The organism is Kribbella sp. NPDC023972, assembly GCF_040639075.1.
Classification (GTDB): domain Bacteria; phylum Actinomycetota; class Actinomycetes; order Propionibacteriales; family Kribbellaceae; genus Kribbella.
The window spans coordinates 265,624-286,827 of record NZ_JBEZZH010000001.1; the positions used below are offsets into that span (position 1 = coordinate 265,624).

Annotated in this window: 22 protein-coding genes; 5 read left to right on the top strand and 17 right to left on the bottom strand. The window is 68.0% G+C overall.

Features of this window, described 5'->3' with window-relative positions:
* Positions 1–23: 23 nt before the first annotated feature.
* The 12 genes from AB0F43_RS01200 to dxr all read right to left on the bottom strand — a co-directional run bounded on the left by AB0F43_RS01200 (position 24) and on the right by dxr (position 9,097).
* On the bottom strand, positions 24–848 hold the full coding sequence (locus AB0F43_RS01200; RefSeq protein WP_360468918.1) for a GNAT family N-acetyltransferase: 825 nt from the start codon (positions 846–848) through the stop codon (positions 24–26).
* Positions 849–875: 27 nt separating this feature from the next.
* Complete coding sequence (locus AB0F43_RS01205) at positions 876–2,156, bottom strand: MFS transporter (protein WP_360468920.1); 1,281 nt, start codon at positions 2,154–2,156, stop codon at positions 876–878.
* 128 nt (positions 2,157–2,284) lie between these two features.
* Positions 2,285–2,932 carry a VOC family protein gene (locus AB0F43_RS01210; RefSeq protein WP_360468922.1) on the bottom strand — a complete coding sequence of 216 codons (648 nt, stop codon included), beginning with the start codon at positions 2,930–2,932 and terminating at the stop codon, positions 2,285–2,287.
* Positions 2,929–3,093: a CopG family transcriptional regulator gene (locus tag AB0F43_RS01215; RefSeq protein ID WP_360468923.1), complete on the bottom strand. Its 165-nt coding sequence runs from the start codon at positions 3,091–3,093 to the stop codon at positions 2,929–2,931. The genes AB0F43_RS01210 and AB0F43_RS01215 overlap by 4 nt, the downstream gene beginning before the upstream one ends.
* 116 nt (positions 3,094–3,209) lie before the next feature.
* A complete protein-coding gene (gene trxA / locus AB0F43_RS01220) occupies positions 3,210–3,542 on the bottom strand; it encodes a thioredoxin (protein ID WP_360468925.1) in 333 nt (110 codons plus the stop codon).
* On the bottom strand, positions 3,539–3,907 hold the full coding sequence (locus AB0F43_RS01225; RefSeq protein ID WP_360468927.1) for a MerR family transcriptional regulator: 369 nt from the start codon (positions 3,905–3,907) through the stop codon (positions 3,539–3,541). Before AB0F43_RS01225 ends, trxA begins: the two co-directional genes overlap by 4 nt.
* A gap of 158 nt (positions 3,908–4,065) precedes the next feature.
* Entirely contained in the window at positions 4,066–4,614 is a 549-nt protein-coding gene (locus AB0F43_RS01230) for a nucleosidase (protein ID WP_360468929.1), read from the bottom strand.
* 2 nt (positions 4,615–4,616) lie between these two features.
* Positions 4,617–5,039, bottom strand: coding sequence for a PIN domain nuclease (locus AB0F43_RS01235; protein ID WP_360468931.1), 423 nt, complete (start codon positions 5,037–5,039; stop codon positions 4,617–4,619).
* Complete coding sequence (locus AB0F43_RS01240) at positions 5,036–5,290, bottom strand: DUF2191 domain-containing protein (protein ID WP_360468933.1); 255 nt, start codon at positions 5,288–5,290, stop codon at positions 5,036–5,038. The genes AB0F43_RS01235 and AB0F43_RS01240 overlap by 4 nt, the downstream gene beginning before the upstream one ends.
* Before the next feature lie 109 nt (positions 5,291–5,399).
* Positions 5,400–6,551, bottom strand: a complete 1,152-nt coding sequence (gene ispG / locus AB0F43_RS01245; protein ID WP_360468935.1) for a flavodoxin-dependent (E)-4-hydroxy-3-methylbut-2-enyl-diphosphate synthase — start codon at positions 6,549–6,551, stop codon at positions 5,400–5,402.
* Positions 6,552–6,578: 27 nt separating this feature from the next.
* Positions 6,579–7,889 carry a M50 family metallopeptidase gene (locus tag AB0F43_RS01250; RefSeq protein WP_360468937.1) on the bottom strand — a complete coding sequence of 437 codons (1,311 nt, stop codon included), beginning with the start codon at positions 7,887–7,889 and terminating at the stop codon, positions 6,579–6,581.
* The gene (gene dxr, locus AB0F43_RS01255) at positions 7,886–9,097 is read right to left on the bottom strand and encodes a 1-deoxy-D-xylulose-5-phosphate reductoisomerase (RefSeq protein ID WP_360468939.1); all 1,212 of its coding nucleotides are present in this window, start codon (positions 9,095–9,097) and stop codon (positions 7,886–7,888) included. Before dxr ends, AB0F43_RS01250 begins: the two co-directional genes overlap by 4 nt.
* Before the next feature lie 208 nt (positions 9,098–9,305).
* On the opposite strand from dxr, the gene AB0F43_RS01260 reads away from it, so the two are divergent.
* The 4 genes from AB0F43_RS01260 (at position 9,306) to AB0F43_RS01275 (ending at position 12,409) form a co-directional block, all read left to right on the top strand.
* Complete coding sequence (locus tag AB0F43_RS01260; RefSeq protein WP_360468940.1) at positions 9,306–10,007, top strand: type 1 glutamine amidotransferase; 702 nt, start codon at positions 9,306–9,308, stop codon at positions 10,005–10,007.
* 41 nt (positions 10,008–10,048) lie between these two features.
* On the top strand, positions 10,049–10,627 hold the full coding sequence (locus AB0F43_RS01265; RefSeq protein ID WP_360468942.1) for a DUF1707 domain-containing protein: 579 nt from the start codon (positions 10,049–10,051) through the stop codon (positions 10,625–10,627).
* A gap of 128 nt (positions 10,628–10,755) precedes the next feature.
* A complete protein-coding gene (locus tag AB0F43_RS01270) occupies positions 10,756–11,919 on the top strand; it encodes an acyl-CoA dehydrogenase family protein (protein WP_360468943.1) in 1,164 nt (387 codons plus the stop codon).
* 160 nt (positions 11,920–12,079) lie between these two features.
* On the top strand, positions 12,080–12,409 hold the full coding sequence (locus AB0F43_RS01275) for a hypothetical protein (protein ID WP_360468945.1): 330 nt from the start codon (positions 12,080–12,082) through the stop codon (positions 12,407–12,409).
* On the opposite strand, the gene AB0F43_RS01280 is transcribed toward AB0F43_RS01275, so the two are convergent.
* The 4 genes from AB0F43_RS01280 to AB0F43_RS01295 form a co-directional block, all read right to left on the bottom strand.
* Complete coding sequence (locus AB0F43_RS01280; protein WP_360468947.1) at positions 12,333–12,881, bottom strand: GNAT family N-acetyltransferase; 549 nt, start codon at positions 12,879–12,881, stop codon at positions 12,333–12,335. The two genes, AB0F43_RS01275 and AB0F43_RS01280, sit on opposite strands and share 77 nt — an antisense overlap.
* 43 nt (positions 12,882–12,924) lie before the next feature.
* The gene (rny, locus tag AB0F43_RS01285) at positions 12,925–14,589 is read right to left on the bottom strand and encodes a ribonuclease Y (RefSeq protein ID WP_360468949.1); all 1,665 of its coding nucleotides are present in this window, start codon (positions 14,587–14,589) and stop codon (positions 12,925–12,927) included.
* 1,189 nt (positions 14,590–15,778) lie between these two features.
* The gene (locus tag AB0F43_RS01290) at positions 15,779–16,594 is read right to left on the bottom strand and encodes an Rv0909 family putative TA system antitoxin (RefSeq protein WP_360468951.1); all 816 of its coding nucleotides are present in this window, start codon (positions 16,592–16,594) and stop codon (positions 15,779–15,781) included.
* Between the two features lie 104 nt (positions 16,595–16,698).
* Complete coding sequence (locus AB0F43_RS01295) at positions 16,699–18,957, bottom strand: excinuclease ABC subunit UvrA (protein WP_360468954.1); 2,259 nt, start codon at positions 18,955–18,957, stop codon at positions 16,699–16,701.
* A 62-nt stretch (positions 18,958–19,019) separates the two neighbouring features.
* Here AB0F43_RS01295 and AB0F43_RS01300 point away from each other — a divergent pair, with 62 nt between their 5' ends.
* Positions 19,020–19,985, top strand: coding sequence for a WYL domain-containing protein (locus AB0F43_RS01300; RefSeq protein ID WP_360468956.1), 966 nt, complete (start codon positions 19,020–19,022; stop codon positions 19,983–19,985).
* 324 nt (positions 19,986–20,309) lie between these two features.
* Here AB0F43_RS01300 and AB0F43_RS01305 read toward each other — a convergent pair whose 3' ends face one another.
* Positions 20,310–20,702 carry a hypothetical protein gene (locus AB0F43_RS01305; RefSeq protein WP_360468959.1) on the bottom strand — a complete coding sequence of 131 codons (393 nt, stop codon included), beginning with the start codon at positions 20,700–20,702 and terminating at the stop codon, positions 20,310–20,312.
* Positions 20,703–21,204 lie beyond the last annotated feature (502 nt).

Genomic DNA, 21,204 nt, shown 5'->3' on the forward strand with positions numbered 1-21,204 from the left:
CGGGACACGGTAGGCGCCCAGGATCAGAACAGGATTGTCGCGAACGTCTCGATGGTCCGGAAGCCGACCCGTTCGTACGCCGCCCGGGCCGGTGTGTTGAAGGCGTTCACGTACAGCGTGACCACCGGCGCGATCTGCCGGGCCAGTTCGACCACCGTCGCCATCCCCGGCGCCGCCAGCCCCCGGCCGCGGAACTCGGGATCCACCCAGACCCCCTGGATCTGGCAGACGCCCGTACCCACCGATCCGACCTCGGCCTTGAACACCACCCGGCCGTCCTCGATCCGCGCGAACGCCCGCCCGGCCCGGATCAGCTCGGCCACCCGCGACCGGTAGAACGTCCCGTCCGGCCCGGTCTGCGGTGGTACGCCGACCTCCTCGGTGTACATCGCCACACAGGCCGGGTAGAGGATCGGCAACTCGACCGGCTCGACCACCCGGACCAGTGGATCCGGAGCGATGGCGGGCGCGTCCTCGATCACCATGAACGGCTGGTTGTCGCGGACCTCGCGGGCCGGCCCCCAGTGCGGTTCGAGAATGCTCCACAGCATGTCGACAGAACCGGCCGGCCCGAGGATCTGGAAGCAGTTGCGACCGCGACGCATCGCGTACGCCGCGAACGCTCGCAGCGCGGCCTCATCCGCGCCCACCGGCACCATGTTGCCGCCGGCATGGCACAGCGCCTCGAGTTCGCCCTTCTCGACGTACCCCCAGACCTCGGCACCCCGCCGCGGATCGAGTCCGGAGGCCTGCACCAGGCTGTCGACGAACACGTTGACGACCGGGTCGCGGGCGATCACGGCCCGCGCCGCCGCGAGGTCGCGAGGACCGAGAACCCGAACGCCCACGCGCAGAACCTAGCGGATGATCGTCTCTCAGGCGTGCCCCGGGTCGTACGCCGCGTCGTGCGCCGGGTCGTACGCCGCCGCGATCCGGCGCAACGGCGACGTCCACGCGACCACCACCGCGACGAACCCGAAAGCACCCATCACGACCATCGCGGTGCGGACGCCGTACTGGTTCCCGAGCAGTCCGCCGACGACAGAGCCCAGCGTCCAGCCCACTCCCCAGGACAGCATCCGGCCGGCCGTGTTGACCCGGCCGAGCAGCTGCTCGGGCGTCACCTGCTGCCGGTAGGAGATCGAGTTGACGATCACCAGCACGTACGCCGAACCCCACACGAGCAGTGCGAGGGCGGCAAGCCCCCAGCCCGGCATCAGCGCCGTGACGATCCCGAGCACCGCCGACATCGGCAGCGCGTAGAGCGTGATCGCGGCCGGAGCCATCCGCCTCAGCAGCCGCGGCAGGCCGAGCGCGGCGATCAACCCACCGATCCCCCACGCGCCCCACACGAGTCCGAACCGGACACCCGACGTACCGATGTGCAGGATCCGGTCACACCAGACCACCATCAGCGCAACGAATCCGCCGCCCGCGAAGGACTGCAGGCTGCCCACGATCGTCATCGTCCGCACACCGGGATGCCGGACGAGGAACCGCACACCCTCCCCGATGTCCGCGAACACCACCCGCGGCCGCAGGGGCAGCTGCCCGTCCCGCCGCTCCGACATCGCGCGCACGATTCCCCGTACGGCGACCGCTGACGCCACGAAGCTCAACGCGTCAAGCGCCAGCAGGCTGGCCGGATTCAGCACCGCCAGCGCCAGACCGGCCAGCGCCGGGACGAACAACTCGACCAGGCTCGACGCCGTCCAGACCGCCGAGTTCGCCTGCGCGACGCGAGCCCGGCCGACCAGCACCGGAAGCGCACCGAAGTTCGCCCCGTCGAAGAACGTGTAGACCGCCTGCACCGCGAACCCGACCACGAGCACCTGCCCGACGGTCAGTACGCCGAGCACGTGTGCAGCCGGGATCGACCCGATCAGCACCGCGTTGACCAGGTCGGCCGACACCATCACGCGTTGGCGATTCCAGCGGTCCGACAGGGCGCCGGCGAACAGACCGGTCAGCAGGTACGGCGCTGCCTCGAGCGCTGTCGTGAGAGCGGTCAGGAAGGTCGAACCGCTCATCCGGTAGACGAGCACCGGCAACGCGACCGCGGTGACCATCGACCCGATGATCGAGAACACCCGGGCCAGCCAGTACCGCCGGAAGTCCGGATCGTCACGCAGCCGCGCGGGCACAGTCGTCGTCATGCCGGGCACTCTGCAACTTCAAGCCGTCTGGAGGTCAAGGCTCATCCACATCAGGTCGTCGCCGAGATCGCGATCAGGGGTACCAACAGCATCGCCGAAACCGTTGGCCCGATAGAAGACGCTGGCCTTCATCCGTGCACCGCCACGATCTGCCCGTCCGGGTCCACCATCTCGAGACCGTCGTCCGTTCGCGTCGACTCGTACCCCGCCGCGGCGAGCCGCCGTTGCACAGCGTCCAGGTCTTCGGTGGTGGTCAACTCCAGCCGGACGGCGTGCTCCGCGCCCGGGCCGAAGTAGACCCGCTGATCGGTGCCGAGCACGGTGAGGAGTCGCTCCCACGCGGCTTGATCGGCGCCGAGCAGGCGTGGCGTGACCGACCACCGCTCGTCCGGGCGCGTCTCGTGGACCCTGTAGCCGTACAGGTCCTTGCTGCGCTCGTCGATCCACAGCTTCGTCCCGTCCGGGGCGGCTGCCGACAGTACGCGCCCGAATGCCTCGTCCCAGATCGTCGCGTCGTCGTACCCGGCGTTCTCCAGCGTCATCTTCAACTCGTCGATGTCCTCCGCCTCGAACGTCAGACTGGTGTGCCCGGGCGGAAGGCCGTTGTCACTGGTGGCGGCATCGTGCAGCGAGACCGCTCCACGGCCGGCCAGCAGGACCGCCCAGCCGCGGCGCTCCGACTCGATCCGCGCCTGCAGCCCCAGCGTCTCCAGGAACGCCCGCATCGCATCCACGTCCGCTGAGAACCGCAGCGGCCGGATCACCACGTCCTTCATCCTCGCGCCTCCCCGTGCTTGTCCAGGTACTCCGTCAGCGCCTGCTCCACCAGCGCGGACAGGCTCGCCGCCTCGTCGATCGCCTTGTGCTTCACCCGCCGAATCAGCTCGGGCGGCAGATACACGTTGAACTGCGCTTTCTTTCCACCCTCGTCGCTCATATCTAGGATGCTAGCAATCTAGGCAGCTACCAAGCAAGGGTCGCTTCGGAATGGGGCAGTCACAACGAGCCCGCCGGCGGATGCGAGGAGCGCATCCGCCGGCGGGCTGACTGCATTCAGACGACGGCGAGCAGGGCGTCGTCCAGTTCCTTGACCAGCTTGTGCTTGGGGCGGGCGCCGACGACGGACCAGATCACCTCGCCGCGGTGGAACAGCATCAGCGTCGGCAACGCCAGCACCCGGTAGCGGGACGGGATCGACGGGTTCTCGTCGGAGTTCAGCTTCACCACCGTCAGGTCGTTGCGCTCGGCATCGATCTGCTCGAGGACCGGCACGATCTGGTGGCACGGCGGGCACCACTGCGCCCAGAAGTCCACCAGTACGGGTTTGTCCGCGCGCAGCACCACGTCGTCGAAGGTCGTCTCGTCGACAGTTTGCAAACCACTCATAGTTGTCTCGTCCTCCAGCTCTCGGCATCGGCCAGGAGGTCGGTCAGCCGGGCCCGCAGCTCGGTGAGCTCGCTGATCCGCCGGTCCACGTCGGCGATCCGGGTCCGGTACGCGGTCAGCGACGCCGGGCACACGTCGGCCCGCTCGTTTCCGGCCCGTAGACACTCGATGAACGGGTACGTCTGCTCCGCGGTCAACCCGAGGGACAGCAACGCCTTCACCTCGCGGACGACGACCACGTCATCGGCGTCGTACGTCCGGTACCCGTTGGCCTCCCGCCGGGGCTTCAGCAGTCCCTGCGCCTCGTAGTACCGAACCGCCTTGACCGTCACTCCGGCCTCGGCCGCCAGATCACTGATCCGCATCCCGCCTCCTTCACCCCGACGCTAAACCTTGCCCCCAGGGTCAAGGTCAAGCCAGCATAATCCGCATGCTGCCCGGCAGGCCGTCGACATCGCGGGCGGCCCGGGCTCGGCTCGACTATCGAGGAGGTGCTGACCGCCGTACTCGAATGGCCGGCGTCTCAGGACACGTAGGCGGTGACCCACTCGCCCAGCACCTTCGCACTGGCGTCGACAAGGGCCGGCCAGTCGAGGGCGCTCTCGTCGGCCGAGTCGGAGACGTGTTTCACGACGCGCACCGGTACGCCGTACTGCTGGCACGCGTAGACGACGCCATACGCCTCCATGTCGACCAGGTGCGCCCGCTCCGCCAGCCGCGCCCGGATGACCGGATCGGTGACGAACACATCCCCCGACGCCAGCACGGTGCCGTCGCCGCCCTCGACCTGCAACGTCTCCCGCGGATCGAGCCCCAACGCCCGGACCGCATCCGCGTTGATGTCGTGATTGATCACCTGCGACGGCAGGTACAACCCCACCATCCCATGCCGCAACGCGCCGGTGGTCCCCACATTCAGCACCACCAGGTCCGTGGTGTCCCGCTCCCCCAACGCCCGCGCCGTGGCCACGGCTGCCGCAGTCTTGCCGACACCGGTCACCACGACCGGAATCCCCTCCGGCGCATACCGAGCCTCCCCGGCGACCGCACTGACCACCAGGTACTCGGCCATGTTCAGAGTGAACCCTTCGGCACGACCCATTCCACCGGCTGTCCGGTGACCTTCGCGATCCGGTCGTAGTCCTCGTCGTAGTGCAAGACCGTCAACCCGGCCACCTCAGCAGTCGCGGCGATGATGAGGTCCGGCAGGCTGAAATGCCGATGCTGACTCTTGGCCGCGAACTCGCGATGCACCTGCAGGGCCCGCTGCATCGCGTCATTGGTCACCTCGACCCAGCGTTGACCGTGGAGCGCCCCCCACAACGTTTCGTACCACTCCGGGTCGGGAGCGTTGTTGAGGTACTCGAGCGCCGTCAGCTCGCACGTGGCGAGTCTGCCCTCGACGAGCAACGACTGGAACCTCCGGAAGACATCCTCGGATCGCGACTGGTGAACGTAGACAGAAGTGTCAGCAAGGTAGACGGCCCCGGCCATCATGCGCTGCGGTCCTCCCTCGCACGTTCGGCCAGACCCTCTAGATCGCGACCACCTCCGTAGCGCCAGGCCTCAGCCGAACCGGAGAAGTCCATCGGCGCACTGGCGAAGATCTTGGCGATCTCCCGGCCCCGCCGTCGCACGGCGAGCTCCCGGAGCGCGCCGTTGATCGTCTCGACCTTGCTGTCGGTGCCCAGCTCGGCGCGAGCGGCCTCCAGCCACTCGTCGTTCACGTCCACGGAGATGCGCGTCATGGCATCAACCTTACACCAGAGACGACTTCAGAGATGCACCGAAGTCGGTCCTTGCGTTACACCAGAATCCCCGGCACTGGCGCACCATGTCGAAGCTCTACTGGATGTCTCAGCTGACGGTGACGGTGGGCTCGCCGCCTTCGACGGACTCGCCCATCTCTTCGGCGATGCGCATGGCTTCTTCGATCAGGGTTTCGACGATGGCCGACTCCGGGACGGTCTTGATGACTTCGCCCTTGACGAAGATCTGGCCCTTGCCGTTGCCGGACGCGACGCCGAGGTCGGCCTCGCGGGCCTCGCCGGGGCCGTTGACGACGCAGCCCATCACCGCGACGCGGAGCGGGACCTCCATCCCCTCCAGGCCGGCGGTGACCTGCTCGGCCAGGGTGTAGACGTCCACCTGGGCGCGGCCGCAGGACGGGCAGGAGACGATCTCCAGCTTCCGGTCGCGCAGGTTCAGCGACTGCAGGATCTGCAGGCCGACCTTGACCTCCTCGACCGGCGGCGCGGACAGCGAGACCCGGATCGTGTCACCGATGCCCTTGGACAGCAGCGCACCGAACGCGACCGACGACTTGATCGTGCCCTGGAACGCCGGCCCGGCCTCGGTGACGCCGAGGTGCAGCGGCCAGTCGCCGCGTTCAGCCAGTAGTTCGTACGCGCGCACCATCACGACCGGGTCGTTGTGCTTGACCGAGATCTTGAAGTCGTGGAAGTCGTGCTCCTCGAACAGTGACGCCTCCCAGACGGCCGACTCGACCAGCGCCTCCGGCGTCGCCTTGCCGTACTTCTGCAGCAGCCGCGGATCCAGCGACCCCGCGTTCACCCCGATCCGGATCGAGGTGCCGTGGTCCTTCGCCGCGGCCGCGATCTCCTTCACCTGGTCGTCGAACTTGCGGATGTTGCCCGGGTTCACCCGGACCGCCGCACAGCCCGCCTCGATCGCGGCGAACACGTACTTCGGCTGGAAGTGGATGTCCGCGATCACCGGGATCTGCGAGTGCCGCGCGATCTCCGGCAGCGCGTCCGCGTCGTCCTGGGACGGGCAGGCGACCCGGACGATGTCGCAGCCGGCCGCGGTCAGCTCCGCGATCTGCTGCAGCGTCGTGTTGACGTCGGCGGTCAGCGTCGTCGTCATCGACTGCACCGAGATCGGGGCGTCACCGCCGACCAGCACCTTGCCCACCTTGATCTGGCGGGTCTTGCGGCGCGGAGCGAGGGTCGGCGGCGGCAGCGCGGGCATGCCCAGGTTGATGCTCATGGGTCCTTTATCCGTTGAGGTGGTGCGTTATCCGTTGAAGAGCCGGATCGGGTTGACGATGTCGGCGATGACGAGCAGGACGCCCATCACCACGATCACACTGGCCGCGACGTACGCGAGCGGGAGCAGCTTGGCGACGTCGACGTACCCGGGATCGGGCCGGCCGAACAGCTTGGCGAAGCCGCGCCGGATGCCCTCCCAGATCGCGCCGATCATGTGCCCGCCGTCGAGCGGGAGCAGCGGGATGAAGTTGAACAGGGCAAGGAACAGGTTCAGCGAGGCGAGCAGCGAGATCAGGAAGGCGATCCGCTCGCCGCCGGTGAGCGACTGGTTCGAGGCGATCTCGCCGGCCACCCGGCTGGCGCCGACCACGCTCATCGGGCTGTTCTCGTCGCGGTCGCCGCCGACGATTGACTTGGCCACACCGATCAGCTTCTCCGGGAAGTTGCCGATCGCCTTGACCGTGGCGACGGTCAGCTCGCCCATCTTGTTGACCACGAACCCGAAGTCCTGCCGCTCGACCTTCATCTCCGGTGAGACACCGAGGAAGCCGACCGAGACGATCTTGTCCGACCCGGCCTCGTCGCGGACCTGGTTGATGATCGTGTTCGTCTGCAGGGTCTTCTGCTCACCGTTGCGCTCGACAACGATCGTCGCGTGCTTGTCGGTGTTGGCCCGGATCAGCGGGGTGAGCTGGTCCCAGCTGGTGATCTGGGTGCCGTTGAAGGAGACGATCTTGTCGCCGACCTGGAACCCGGCCGTCTTGGCCGGCGACACCTGGTCACCCGCCTCGCACTTGCGGTCGGCGCTCGCCTGGGAGGCCGGGATGACGCAGTCGGTGACGGTCGCGACGGTTGTCTGGGCCACAGTGGCGCCGTACAGCATGAACAGGCCGCCGAACAGCACGAAAGCGATCGCGACGTTGACCAGCGGCCCGGACGCCATCACGATCAGCTTCTTCCACCACACCTTCTGGTAGAAGAGCCGGCCGTTGTCCTCGGGCGAGATCGTCTCGTACTCCGCGTTCCGGGCGTTCTCGACCATCGACTGGATCGGGCCGGTGTTGGCCTTGCGGACCTTGGTCGGGTCGTCGCCCTTGGCCGGCGGCATCATCCCGATGATCCGGACGAACCCGCCGGCCGGGATCGCCTTGATGCCGTACTCCGTCTCGCCGCGCTTGGTCGACCACAGCGTCCGGCCGAATCCGACGAAGAACTGGGTCACCTTCATCCCGAACGCCTTCGCGGGCAGCATGTGCCCCAGCTCGTGCAGGCCGACCGAGATCAGGATGCCGGCCACGAACAGCACGATGCCGATGAAAGTGAGAAGCGCGGTCATGCCTTCGTGGTCTCCTGTACGCCTGTCAGCTGCCGGGCCCGGGCACGCGCCCAGTCGTCCGCGGCGAGTACGTCGTCGATGGACAGTTCCTCATACGAGGGTACGTCGTGTTCGGTCACGACCTGGGCCACGGTGTCGACGATCGCCAGGAACGGCAGCCGCCCGTCCCGGAATGCCTGGACACAGACCTCATTGGCGGCGTTCAGTACGGCGGGAGCCGTACCGCCTCGCTCACCGGCCTCCCGGGCCAGCTGCACCGCGGGGAACGCCTCGTTGTCCAGCGGCTCGAACTCCCAGGTGTTCGCGGTGGTCCAGTCACAGGCCGGCGCGACGTCCGGAATCCGGTCAGGCCAGCTGAGCGCGAGCGCGATCGGCAGCCGCATATCCGGCGGTGACGCCTGGACCACGGTCGAGCCGTCGATGAACTCGACCATCGAGTGCACGATCGACTGCGGGTGCACCACGACCTCGATCCGGCTCATCGGCAGCCCGTAGAGCAGGTGTGCCTCGATCACCTCGAGACCCTTGTTCACCAGGTTGGCCGAGTTGATCGTGATCACGGGGCCCATGTCCCAGGTCGGGTGGTTCATCGCCTGCTCCGGCGACACGTCGGCCATCTCGGCCCGCGACCGCCCCCGGAACGGACCACCGCTCGCCGTCACCACCAGACGCCGTACCTCGTCGGCCGTGCCGCTGCGCAGACACTGGGCGAGCGCGCTGTGCTCGGAGTCGACCGGGACCACCTGTCCCGGTTTGGCCCGGCGCGTCACCAGCGGGCCACCGACGACGAGGGACTCCTTGTTGGCCAGTGCGAGGGTCGTCCCCGCGTCGAGGGCCGCGAGCGTCGGCCGGAGCCCGACCGAGCCGGTGATGCCGTTGAGAACCACGTCACACGGCATCGCCGCCAGCTCGCTGGACGCGTCCGGGCCGGTGATGATCTTCGGGATCCGGAACTCGCCCTGGGCGTAGCCCTTGCGCTGCGCCTCGGCGTAGAACGCGAGCTGCAGATCCTGGGCCACCGTGGCCTTCGCCACACCGACCACCTCGACGCCGAACTCGAGCGCCTGCCGGGCGAGCAGCGTGACGTTGTCGCCGCCGGCGGAGATCGCGAGCACCCGGAACCGGTCCCGGTTCCGGCCGATCAGCTCCAGCGCCTGAGTGCCGACAGAGCCGGTCGAGCCGAGGATGACGACGGTTCGCGAATTCACGGCGCCATTGTCCCAGGTCGGCGGACTAGGTCGCGTCAAGGCTGCGGGGGAAGCTTCCGAGGCGGATGCGGCACCGCCCGGGGTCGTGAAGCACGAGCCCGTCGGACTCGTCAGCACACGCCCAGCTGAGCCTGCAGCTCAGTGTCTCGACAGCGGCTCTCCGGTACGGCGACTCGCGGTGTACCGCCGTGGTTTACCGTTGGCCGCTGTGTCGACGACCGTGTTGATCATCGAGAACGACCCCGGCAGCGGCCCGGGCAGCTTGCTCGGCTGGCTCGACGACGCGGGCTTCACTCCGGTCGTCGTACGCGCGTGGGCCGGCGAGCCGATCCCGCCCGGCGTCGACGGCCATGCCGCGCTGATCCTGCTCGGTGGTGGCATGCTGCCGGACGCCGATGACGCCTCGCCGTGGCTGAAGCCCGAGCGGGAACTGCTGCGGACGACGACCGAGCAGGATCGCGTACCGGTGCTGGGAATCTGCCTGGGCGCACAGCTGCTGGCGCACACGTTCGGCGGTGAGGTGCGCGGGAAGTACGGCCTCCCTGAGAAAGGCGTGACCGAGCTTCGCCTGCTGCCCGGTGCCGAGGACGACCCGTTGCTGGCCGGTCTGCCGGCCTCTGTGCGAGCGGTGGAAAGCCATCAGGATCAGATCACCCGGCTTCCGGCTGAGGCGGTGCCGCTCATGTCGAGCGAGCGCTGTCCGCACCAGATGCTGCGCATCGGCCGGAGTTGGGGCGTCCAGTTCCACCCCGAGGTGACCGCCGACCGGGTACGGCGCTGGGATCCTGACCGGCTGCGGTCCTGGGGGTTCGATCCCGAGGTGGTAACCGCGGAGGCGGATCGATATGAGGCCGAGCTGGAGCAAACCTGGTCGACGGTGTTCGGCCGGTTCCTGGGTCTGGCCGGCTGATCCGCGCGGACCGGGACCGGTAGCGGCGCTACCCTTGCGAAATGAGTCTGGAGCAGCCGCCGCCCGCCCAGCGGGCCTCTGACAGCGACCGCGAGCGTGCCGCCGCCCTGGTTCAGGAAGCGCACAGCGACGGGCGGTTGGACTTTCCGGAGCTGGACGAGCGGCTCACCCAGATCTACTCGGCCAAGACCCAGCTCGAGTTGCGCAACGCGACCGCTGATCTGGTCCCGGTCGCGCACGGCAGCAACGCCGCCGAGCTGACCATCCGGGCCAAGCACAGCGCGCAGAAGCGCGAGGGTCCGTGGACCGTCCCGGAGCGGGTGGTCGCGGTCGCCGAGCACTCCTCGGTCCGGCTCGACTTCACCGACGCGGTGGTGCGGTGGCCCGAGATCCATGTCGACGCGCAGGCCAAGCACAGCTCGGTGGTGATGATCGTGCCGGAGGGCTGGAGCATCGACCTCGACGCCGTCGACGTTGTCCACGGGACCACCCGGAACAAGGCCACCACTCCCCGAGCCGGCGGCGTCCGCCTCCGCGTCACCGGCCAGGCAAGACACGGCTCGATCGTCGTCCGCCACCCCCGCAAACGGCACTGGTGGTGGCCCTGGTACCGCAAGTGAACGAGCGCAGCGAGTGAACCAGACAACACAGCAGCCCTCGGCTCACTTGGACGGCGAGCGAAGCGAGTGAACCAGACAACACAGCCGGGTCGCTCCGGGATCTCGTCGTACCGGCTAGCGTGAGTGCTATGACGGCTTCGCTCGATCTTGTGGATGTGGACTCGTTGTTGACCGAGGACGAGGTCGACGTACGGGCGGCCGCCCGGCGGTTCGCGGATGAGCGGCTGCGGCCGTCACTGCCGGAGTGGTTCGAGTCCGCGAGTATTCCGGCCCGCGAGCTGGCGAAGGAGCTGGGGGCGCTCGGGTTCCTCGGGATGCACCTGACCGGGTACGGGTGCGCCGGCGTCGGTCCAGTCGCGTACGGGCTGGCCTGTCTGGAGATCGAGGCGGCCGATTCCGGGATGCGTTCGCTGGTGTCGGTGCAGGGGTCGCTGGCCATGTACGCGATCTGGAAGTACGGCAGCGAGGAGCAGAAGAACGAGTGGCTGCCGCGGATGTCCGCGGGCGAGGCGATCGGCTGTTTCGGCCTGACCGAGCCGGACTTCGGCTCGAACCCCGCCGGTATGCGCACCAACGCCCGGCGCGACGGCGACGACTGGGTGCTGAACGGCTCGAAGATGTGGATCACCAACGGCTCGGTCGCCGACGTCGCGGTGGTGTGGGCCCGGACGGACGACGGCGTGCGCGGCTTCGTCGTACCGACCTCGACCCCTGGGTTCTCGGCGCCGGAGATCACCCGGAAGCTGTCGTTGCGCGCGTCGGTCACCTCCGAGCTGGTGCTGGACGACGTACGCGTGCCCGCGTCGGCTCTGCTACCTCTGGCGCAGGGTCTGTCCGGACCGCTGGGCTGCCTGAACGAGGCTCGCTTCGGCATCATCTTCGGCGCCATGGGCGCGGCCCGGGACTGTCTGGAGACGGCGCTCGCGTACGCCGGTGCACGGACGGTCTTCGACAAGCCGCTGGCCGGCTACCAGCTGACCCAGGCCAAGATCGCCGACATGGCGGTCGAGCTGAACAAGGGCATCCTGCTCGCCGTCCACCTCGGCCGGCTGAAGGAGAAAGGGTCCCTGCGGCCCGAGCAGGTCAGTGTCGGCAAGCTGAACAACGTACGCGAGGCGATCGCGATCGCCCGCGAGTGCCGCACGATCCTGGCCGCGAACGGCATCAGCGGCGAGTACCCGATCATGCGGCACGCCAACAACCTCGAGTCCGTCCTCACCTACGAGGGCACCTCCGAGGTCCACCAACTGGTCATAGGCCAGGCCCTAACCGGCCACGCCGCCTTCCGCTGAGACCGCACCAGCGCTCGGTCGGGGCGGCTCTCGGCCTGCGCGGTGCATGACTGATGGGGGCTTGGGTACTGAAAGTAAGCGGGGACTACAGACCGTCATACTGACACCCCGCTCCGTCGTCGTCTCCGCCCGCGGCGTTCCACGCCAGGAAGGAGCAATCATGAGGATCGGGGCCGGCATCGCGCTGACCGCCCTCGGCGCCATCATCGCCTTCGCCGTCCGCGACACGTCCGAGTCGCTCAACCTGACCGCGCTGGGCATCATCATCATGCTCGCCGGCGTCGCCGGCATCTGGGTGTCCTATCGCCTCGCCAACCCACGTGCGCGGGACGAGTTCACGGTGATCGACCCGTCGGTCGAGAAGCAGTACAACACGGACCCGCCGGAACAGGTGGCCACGCGGCAGATCGACGTCACGCCGAGCCATCTGCGCGAAGAGCGGCAGGATCAGGCGGGGAATCGTCAGACACGGCCTGGCTCAACGGCTTGAGCAGGTAGTCGCAGGGATCCGCGTGCGTGCGGACAACGTTGCCGTCGGCATCTTGTTCGGTCCAGGTGTCGATCACCTGGGGGCCGTCCCACGGCTCGTAGCCCAGGCGTTCATACAGCCGGCGGGCGCCGTGGTTGTCCAGGCCGACTGCCAAGCCGATCAGCGGCCGCGACCAACTGCCCGCGATCTCCTCGGCCGCCCGGATGATCGCCGTACCGACGCCCTGGTTGGGCACGAAGGCGTGCAGTGCGTTGATCTCGACCGGGTCGAGCGCCGCGCGGACTTCGGCGTAGTACGAGTGGTGCAGCAGCATCGTCTGGCCGACGATCTCGCCGTCGCGGCGCGCGAGCAGGAACAGGCCGTCACCTCGTTGCTGCGTTTCCCAGCGGGCGCGGAGGTGGTGCTGGGCGGCGGGGCCGGCCGCGGCGATCAACTGGTCGACCTCGGCCTGGGTGGCTGGGCTGATGTCCATCGACCGACCGTACGACGTGACTCACCGCCGGCTTTACCGCGTCCTACTTGGCGACTTCGGTGGCGCGGGACTCGCGGACGACGGTGACGCGGATCTGGCCGGGATAGGTGAGCTCCTCCTCGACCTGCTTGGCGATGTCGCGGGCCATCACCTGCGCGCCGATGTCGTCGACCGCGTCCGGTAGCACCATCACCCGGATCTCCCGGCCGGCCTGCATCGCGAACACCTTCTCCACCCCGTCGTGGTGCATCGCGATCTCCTCCAGCCGCTCGAGCCGCTGCACGTACGCCTCCAGCGACTCCCGCCGCGCACCCGGCCGGCCACCGCTGACCGCGTCCGCCGCCTGGGTCAGCACCGCCTCGACGGTCCGTACCTCGACCTCGTTGTGGTGCGCCTCGATGCAGTGCACGACGTCGTCGTTCTCGCCGTACTTGCGGGCCAGCTCCGCACCGACGATCGCGTGACTGCCCTCGGACTCGTGCGTCAGCGCCTTGCCGATGTCATGCAGGAACGCACCGCGCTTGCACAGCTTCGGATCCAATCCGAGCTCGGCCGCCATCATCCCGGCGATGTGCGCCGACTCGATCAGGTGTTTGAGCACGTTCTGCCCGTACGACGTCCGGTACCGCAACAGGCCCATCGTCCGGGCCAGCTCCGGATGCAGGTCGGTGATCCCGACCTCCGCCATCGCGTCCTCGGCGGCGCGCTCGCACAGCTCGGCAACCTCACCCTTGCTGCGTTCGTAGATCTCCTCGATCCGGCTGGGGTGGATCCGCCCGTCCAGCACCAGCGAATCCAGGGTCAGCCGCGCGGTCTCCCGGCGTACCGGATCGAAGCAGGACAGCAGCACGGCCTCGGGGGTGTCGTCGATGATCAGGTTGACCCCGGTGGTCTGCTCGAACGACCGGATGTTGCGGCCCTCGCGGCCGATGATCCGGCCCTTCATGTCGTCGCTCGGCAGATGCACGACCGACACGACCGACTCGCTGGTCTGCTCCGACGCCAGCCGCTGCACGGCCCCGGTGATGATCTTGCGGGCCTTCGTCTCGCCCTCGTCCAGCGCCTGCCGCTCGATGTCGCGGACGATCGTGTGCGCGTGCCGCTTCGCCTCGGCCTCGATCGACGCGACCAGCTCGGCCCTCGCCTGCTCGGTGGTCAGGTTCGCGACGCCTTCCAGGATCCGGCGGCGCTCGTCCTCGAGGTCGCGGATCTCGGCCTTGCGGCGGTCCAGCTCGGCCAGCTGCGCGGTCAACTCGGTCTGCCGCTCCTCGATCGAGCGGTGCTGCTCGTCGAGCCGCTCCTCACGCTCGGTCAGCCGGTGCTCACGGCGTTCCATCTCCAGTCGTTGCTCGCGCAAGTCGTCCCGGATCAACTGCGCCTCTGACTCTGCTTCCCGCCGTACGTCGGACGCCCGCTGCTCGGCCTCCCGACGTACCTCCGACGCCCGGTCCTCCGCGGCCCGGCGGATCTCCTCGGCCCGCTGCTCGGCGGCCTCGGCCCGGACCCGCAGTACGGCGGCCTCCTCCTCGGCCTGGCGTCGTACCAGCTCGGCCGAGGACTTCGCGGCGGCGGTGATGCCGGCGGCTTCGAGCTCGGCGGCCGCTGATCCCTCGGCGGCTTTGCGGCGGGAGAGGGTGAAACCGATCCAGGCCAGCAGCCCGGCGATCAGCAGTCCGATCAGAGACAGCCCGACTGACGTAGACGTCATCGGCGTCTCCCCTCTATCGAGTCACGCACCGGGCGGGACTTTGGCGTCGGTCGAAGGGATTCGCCACTGGGGCGGCCGACTGACGGTACGGCTGACCGCACCACCGGCGTACGGCGGTGCGCTGGTCCGTCCGTTGCGGCGGTACCGCTCGGCTCGTCTGTGCCGGCGACCCCTGGGTGTGCGCCACCCAGGCACGTGCTCATGGCCGCCACCGTCGAACCGCGGTGCCGTCTATCCGACGGCGCTGCGAGTCGCCGTCTTCAGTCCTCAGCTCGGTCGAGCGTGGTGTCGTGTCTTGTCTCCGGCCTTGCGGCCGGTGATCAACCGGCCCGCCGGTGCTATAACCGCCACCGTCAGGTGGAGTGATCCCTTACTGATTCCGAGGCTAGGCGTGCCCCACCACCCGGTCAAGACGGACACTCCCACCCCACCCCACCCATCACACAGGGCCCCGAACTCAACCACCTCCGTCACCCTGCGACCCCGTCGCACCAGCAGACCACCACCCCCACTGGTCCACTCCAGAATCTCACCCCGCAACAAAGTCCCGAACCACTCCAGCCAGCGCGACCACCAACCCACCAGCAGTCAGCAACACCGTGACCCGCTCATACCCCGACTGCGCCGCACTGGCTGCCCTAGCCTGATCCGTCTGCGGCGGAGGCTCCGATCGGGCAACCACCCCGACGAAGTCGTCCCGCGGCCACATGAAGGTAGGAAGCCCGGCAAACCTCGCACCACGAACGAGGCGAGGCAGCCCGCGTTTGAGTCCGCCATGGTGCTCACAGGTGCCCAACGTCCCATGGACTCCCAGTTGACACGGCCGATGCTTGCGGGTCTCGACCCGGCAACGGGTGCGGCGCAGAAATCCGAAGTACGCCATGAGAAGAGCTGCAAGCACGAATGCCGTCGGCCAGTCTTGCGCGTAGGCGGCGAGGCCGATGCTCGCAGTCATCAGCCAGCCCCAATGCCGGAATCGCGCCGACCGCCTACCCCTACGCCGCGACCGTCCCATGCCACCCTCCCCTGAGGATGACACTCTAAATTCGGCCGACTACTCAATGCGACGAGTATCGGCGGGTCGCCTTGACATCAGCAGATGACACTGCATCGACTCCCGTCCCGCGCTGGGCAGAGCGGTGCATCCGGCCGGTCCGACTCTCTCGGACCGGGCGCGGCGATCCGAGGACTACTCTCGTGAACCGGGGAGGCCTTCCTTCGAGGGAGCCGGCTGGCCTGTCACAGTCCCGCCAGTCTCAGCGCCTTCCGGGCGCGAGCCGGCTGAGCTTGCCGGCTCAGTGGACGGGTCCGGCGCTTCTCCGCCTACCACTGCTCCCGGAGCAACGCCACCACCGGGCTCGGGCACATTACCTTCGGTCTGACCCGAAGTTCCCGCCTGCCCCTCAGCCTCCGGAGCTCCGTCACCAGGACCCGACTCGGCCTCCGCCTCAGCACTCGCGGTCCCACCAGTCGCGGCTTCACCACCAGGCGTTCCGGCCTCACGACCAGCGGTTCCGGCGTCACCACCAACACGCCCGGCCTCACCACTCGCAGCCTCACCACTCGCAGCCTCACCGCTCGCAGCCTCACCGCTCGCAGCCTCACCGCTCGCAGCCTCACCAGTCGCGGCGGCATCGACGGAGCTCGCGGCCTCGCCGCCGGCGCTCGCGGACTGCTCTCCGGTTGGAGCCCCGCCCGCCGGCTGCCCGCCGGCCGAGGTCGCCTCGCCACCTGCGGATTGCTCCCGGCCGGCCGAACCCTCGGCTCCCGCCTGCCCCGGCTCGGTGCCGGCGGTCGGCTCAGGCGGCTGGGACGACTCGGAGGACTGTGAATCGACGTAGGTGCCGACCTTCTGCTGCATCGCGTCGACCTTCTCCGCGTACTTGCCGCCGGTCTGCTTGTCGATCAGGTCACCCGCCTTCTCCACGCCGGCCTTGATCTTGTCCGGGTTCTGCTTGACGACGTTCCGGAGCCAGTTCTTCGCCTGTTCCTGGAATTCGCTCATTGCACCCTCCGCGGTGTCAGGGGCGGATCGACCGAAAATGCCAGCCTACGGACCGGCCCAAACACCGGTCCTACTTCGGATCACACACCGTCGCACCCCACCCGTCAACGCCCCTCGCCGTACGGCGGCCTCCCGGCCAGCGCCAGGCTCGTCGGCGTCGAGTGATCGCCGTAGTCAGCGGGTCGCCCTTCGAACAGGACGGTGCCGCCGTGCCTGCCCGGCCCCGGACCCAGGTCGATCAACCAATCGGCTTGGCGGATCACGTCCAGGTTGTGCTCGACAACGACGACCGTGTGGCCGTGCTCAACCAGGCTGTCCAGTACCTCCAGCAGCGTGTCGATGTCATCCAGATGCAGCCCGGTCGTCGGCTCGTCGAGCACGTACGTCGTGGGCTCCTCGGCCTGCCGTAGTTCCTTGGCAACCTTCACGCGCTGACACTCACCACCCGACAATGTGTTGAGCGACTGCCCCAACCGCAGGTACCCCAGCCCGACGGCGGCAAGCTGCCGTAGCGCCCGCGCGATCCGCGCGTCCGGCAACTCCTCGATCGCCTGGTCGATCGTCAGTTCGTCGACGTCCGCGATCGAGTGCCCATTTACTGTGTACGCGAGAACTTCCGGAGTGAACCGCCGTCCTTGGCAGGTCTCGCACACGACCTCCTGCCCCTCCATGAAAGCGAGGTCCGTGTAGATGACCCCGAGTCCCTTGCAATCCGGGCACGCCCCCGCCGAGTTGGCACTGAACAACCCGGCCGGCACATTGTTGTACTGGGCAAACAACTTCCGGATCGCCGGAGCGATACCGGTGTACGTGACCGGCGTCGAGCGACGGTTGGTGCTCACCGGCTTCTGATCGATCACCACCGCGGAGCCCTGAGCAACCAACTCCTGTGCCAGGCTCGACTTGCCCGACCCGGCGACGCCCGTCAGGACAGTCATCACACCGGTCGGGAAGTCGACCGTCACCTTCTGCAGGTTGTTGCGCCTGGCATCCTTCACGGTCAGCTTCCCGGTTGCCTGACGCGGTCTGAGCTTCGCCGGCCGCTGCCGGGCCAGCGCCCTCCCGGTCGGCGTACCGGCTTCCTGGAGCTCGGCAAAGCTCCCTTGGAACACGAGCCGCCCACCGGCCGCACCCGCGCCCGGGCCGACCTCGACGACCAGATCCGCGTGGCGCATCACGGCCGGGTCGTGTTCGACCACGAGCACGCTGTTCCCGCTCTCGCGCAGCCGCTCGAGCAGCTTGATCATCGAGTCGACGTCGGTCGGATGCAGGCCGACGGTCGGCTCGTCCACGACGTACGTCAGCTCGGTAAGGCTCGACCCGAGGTGCTTCACGGTCTTGATCCGTTGTGACTCGCCGCCGGACAGCGTGGTCGTTGCCCGCGACAGGGACAGGTAGCCGAGGCCGATGGTGACCATCGCCTCGAGCCGTGCCGTCAGCGCCGCCACGGCCGGTACGACGCTCGCCGCGTCGATGTCACGGACGACGTCGAGCAGTTCGGTGATCTCGAGTCGCGACAGCTCACCAATGGTGCGTCCGAGGACCGTCGCCGTACGCGCGGCCTCGTTGAGCCGATCGCCCGCGCAGTCAGGGCAGATCTCGGCACGCGTGAATCTGCGAATGGTCTCCTGCTTCCGTTCCGACAGGTTGTCGGAGGTGTGCAGGTAGATTCGCTCGAAGCGCTCGACCACGCCCTCGTAGTCCTTCGGCGGCTTCCGACCCAGGTCGGCTGCGGCTTGTCCGCCGTACAGCAAGGCCTCGCGTTCCGACTCGGTCCAATCTCTGAGCGGAGTGTCGACGTCGAACGTGCCGATGTCGGCGTACTGGCTGTACCAGTAGCCACCATTGCCGAATCCCGGCAGCAGGATCGCGCCGGCGGCGAGTGATTTGCTCAGATCCAGGAACTTCTCGACCGCGCTCACGACCACCTCACCCAGCCCGGAGCAGGTCGGGCACATACCGACGGGATCGTTGAAGGAGAAGTGGTTCGACTCGCCGACGTACGGCGTACTGAGCCGGGAGAACAGCAGGCGGAGGTAGGTCCACGCGTCGGTGATCGTACCTACTGTCGACCGCGCGTTGCCGCCGATGCGGCGCTGGTCGATCACGATCACCGGCGTCAGGCCGTCGATGTGTTCGACGTCGGGGCGCGTCCACTTGGGCAGCCGGTTGCGCGCGAACGGCGGGAACGTCTCGTTCAACTGAAAGCCCGCCTCCGCGGCGATCGTGTCGAAAACCAGTGACGACTTACCCGACCCCGACCTGCCGACGAACACGACCAGCTGATTGCGCGGTACGACGAGGTCCAGCCCGTCGAGATTGTTGGTCCGGGCCCGGTGAATGGTGATGCTTCGGTCAGCCATGCGTACGACGGTATGCGCAGATGTGGCCGGATTCTGGCCGCATTTGCTGGCATCATGGCGACATGGCGGACGTCACCGCACGCATGCTGGCTCTGCTGTCGACCTTGCAGACTGGGCGGTCGTTCAGCGGGGACGAACTGACCCGGCGTTTGAACGTCAGTCCGCGGACGCTGCGGAGGGACGTGGATCGGCTGCGCGGGTACGGCTACCCCGTCGAGACTCAACCCGGTCCAGGCGGTTACTACCGCCTCGCCGCGGGGCGCACGTTGCCACCACTCGTCCTGGATGACGACGAAGCTGTGGCGACGCTCCTCGCCCTGGCCTCACTTGCCGCGGTCGGCCCCGCCGACCCTTCGACTGAAGGTGGCATCGATGACGCGGCGTTGCGTGCCTATGGCAAGGTCGACCAGTTCCTGCCCGCCCGCCTTCGCGGCCAGGTGGTCTCCGTCCGCTCCAGCCTCGAGACCAGTCCACAGCCCGCGCCCAAGGTCACCGCGGATCAACTCGCCCTCATCGCGGAGGCCATCGCTCACCAGGAACTGATCACCTTCTCGTACATGAGCGCCCGCGGCCGGCAGGCGATCCGCCGGGTCGAGCCGTATCGGCAGATCCACCACCTGCTGCGCTGGTATCTGCTCGCCTGGGATCTCGACCGCGACGACTGGCGGGTGTTCCGTCTCGACCGCATTAGCGACGAGCGCCGTACCAACACTTACTTCGCCCCACGCCCACTGCCCGCCGAGTCCGCGACCGCCTATCTCCGCCAGGGACTCAACAAGTCCAAGCAGGAGGTCACCCTGATCATCGACGCACCGATCGCTGCCGTCATCGATGCTCTGAAATACCAGGACGCCGAGATTCAGCCGGTCGACGACGACCACACCAGCGTCACAGTCGCCCTCGACACCTGGCAGTGGCTGATCCTCAACCTCGCATTCCTGGACGCCGACTTCCACTTCACCCCAGGCGCCCCCTTCACCACCGCCTGCCGCGCCTTCGCCCACCGCCTCCTCAACGCCACCACCTAACAAACCCCACTGAACGAACACCGACGATCTCCTGACCACGCCCGCCGTCGAGATCCCCTACACCGGCTCGACAGCGTCAGGCCAAGGGCCTAGTCGCGGTGCAATTCCTTCGCCGACTCACAGCCGTGAAGTCGCCAAGCTACTCGCAGTCGAGCTGCGCCTTCGCCAGCCGTACCGGCCCAAAGACGGGCCAACCTGTACCGGCTCGACAGCGGGGAGCCGCGGGACCTACTCGCCGTCCAGGTGCGCCTGCGCCAGTTGCCGGCCCAAACATGAGCCGTCGAGGTGTCCCGTCACCGGCTCGCAACGGCGAACGCGCGGGACCTACTCGCCGTCGAGGTGCGCCTTCGCCAGCTCTTTCGGCGCAAAGATGAGCCAGCCGTCGAGAAGCGCTTCCCGCAGGACGGGCTCCGAGACCTTGTCGAGCTCGATGAGTACGGCGGCATAGTTGTCGAAGTGCGGGATCGTGAAGAATCCATCCGTCTCCCGTGCCGCGAGCACCGCTTCCTTCTCGGCAAGATCCTCCACCCGGACCGCCAGGATCTGCCCATCCGGCGGGGTTTCAGCTCCGAAGCGCCGCAGATCCGCCTTACTGAACGGGCGTTCCCACGCGTACGCCTTACCAGCGACCGCCCACGTCCGGTTGCCATACCGCGTCGTCTCCACCGTCTCCGGCAACCTCGCGACCAACCGCTCCACATCATCGAACGTCGCCACGACGGTCACGCTACTCGACAGCCATCCCCCGGCCGAGCAACAAACACCTTGGCACGCCGACGCGACGACGCCGCCTGGGGATGCCCAAGTGCCAGCGTGTTCAACGCACCAAACTCCCCCGAGAGTCAGCACATTGACACCATCACCTTCAAACGTTGGTGGCCCGAACCAGCCGGCGAGCAGCAGCCGTCGAACACCATGACCGGCGCATCCGCGATCCCACGACCCCAACCGCCGTACCGTCCGCCGTCCGGGTCCTGTCCGCCCGGCCGTCCTCTCCCGGCAGCGGTCTCGCGCCACGACTGCAGGCGGCATCCAACCAGCCAACTGTGGGTTCCTGAGCCGCCTCACCCGCTGGTCAACAGCCCCGAAGAAGTCGCTCCCGCTCCTGCTCTCAGGAGCAACCAGCCCAACCAGACCCAACAACGCGGAACCAGGGACTCACATCCGACAACCCACCACCCGCACCACCCCAGCAACACACCCCATTCAACCCGGACCC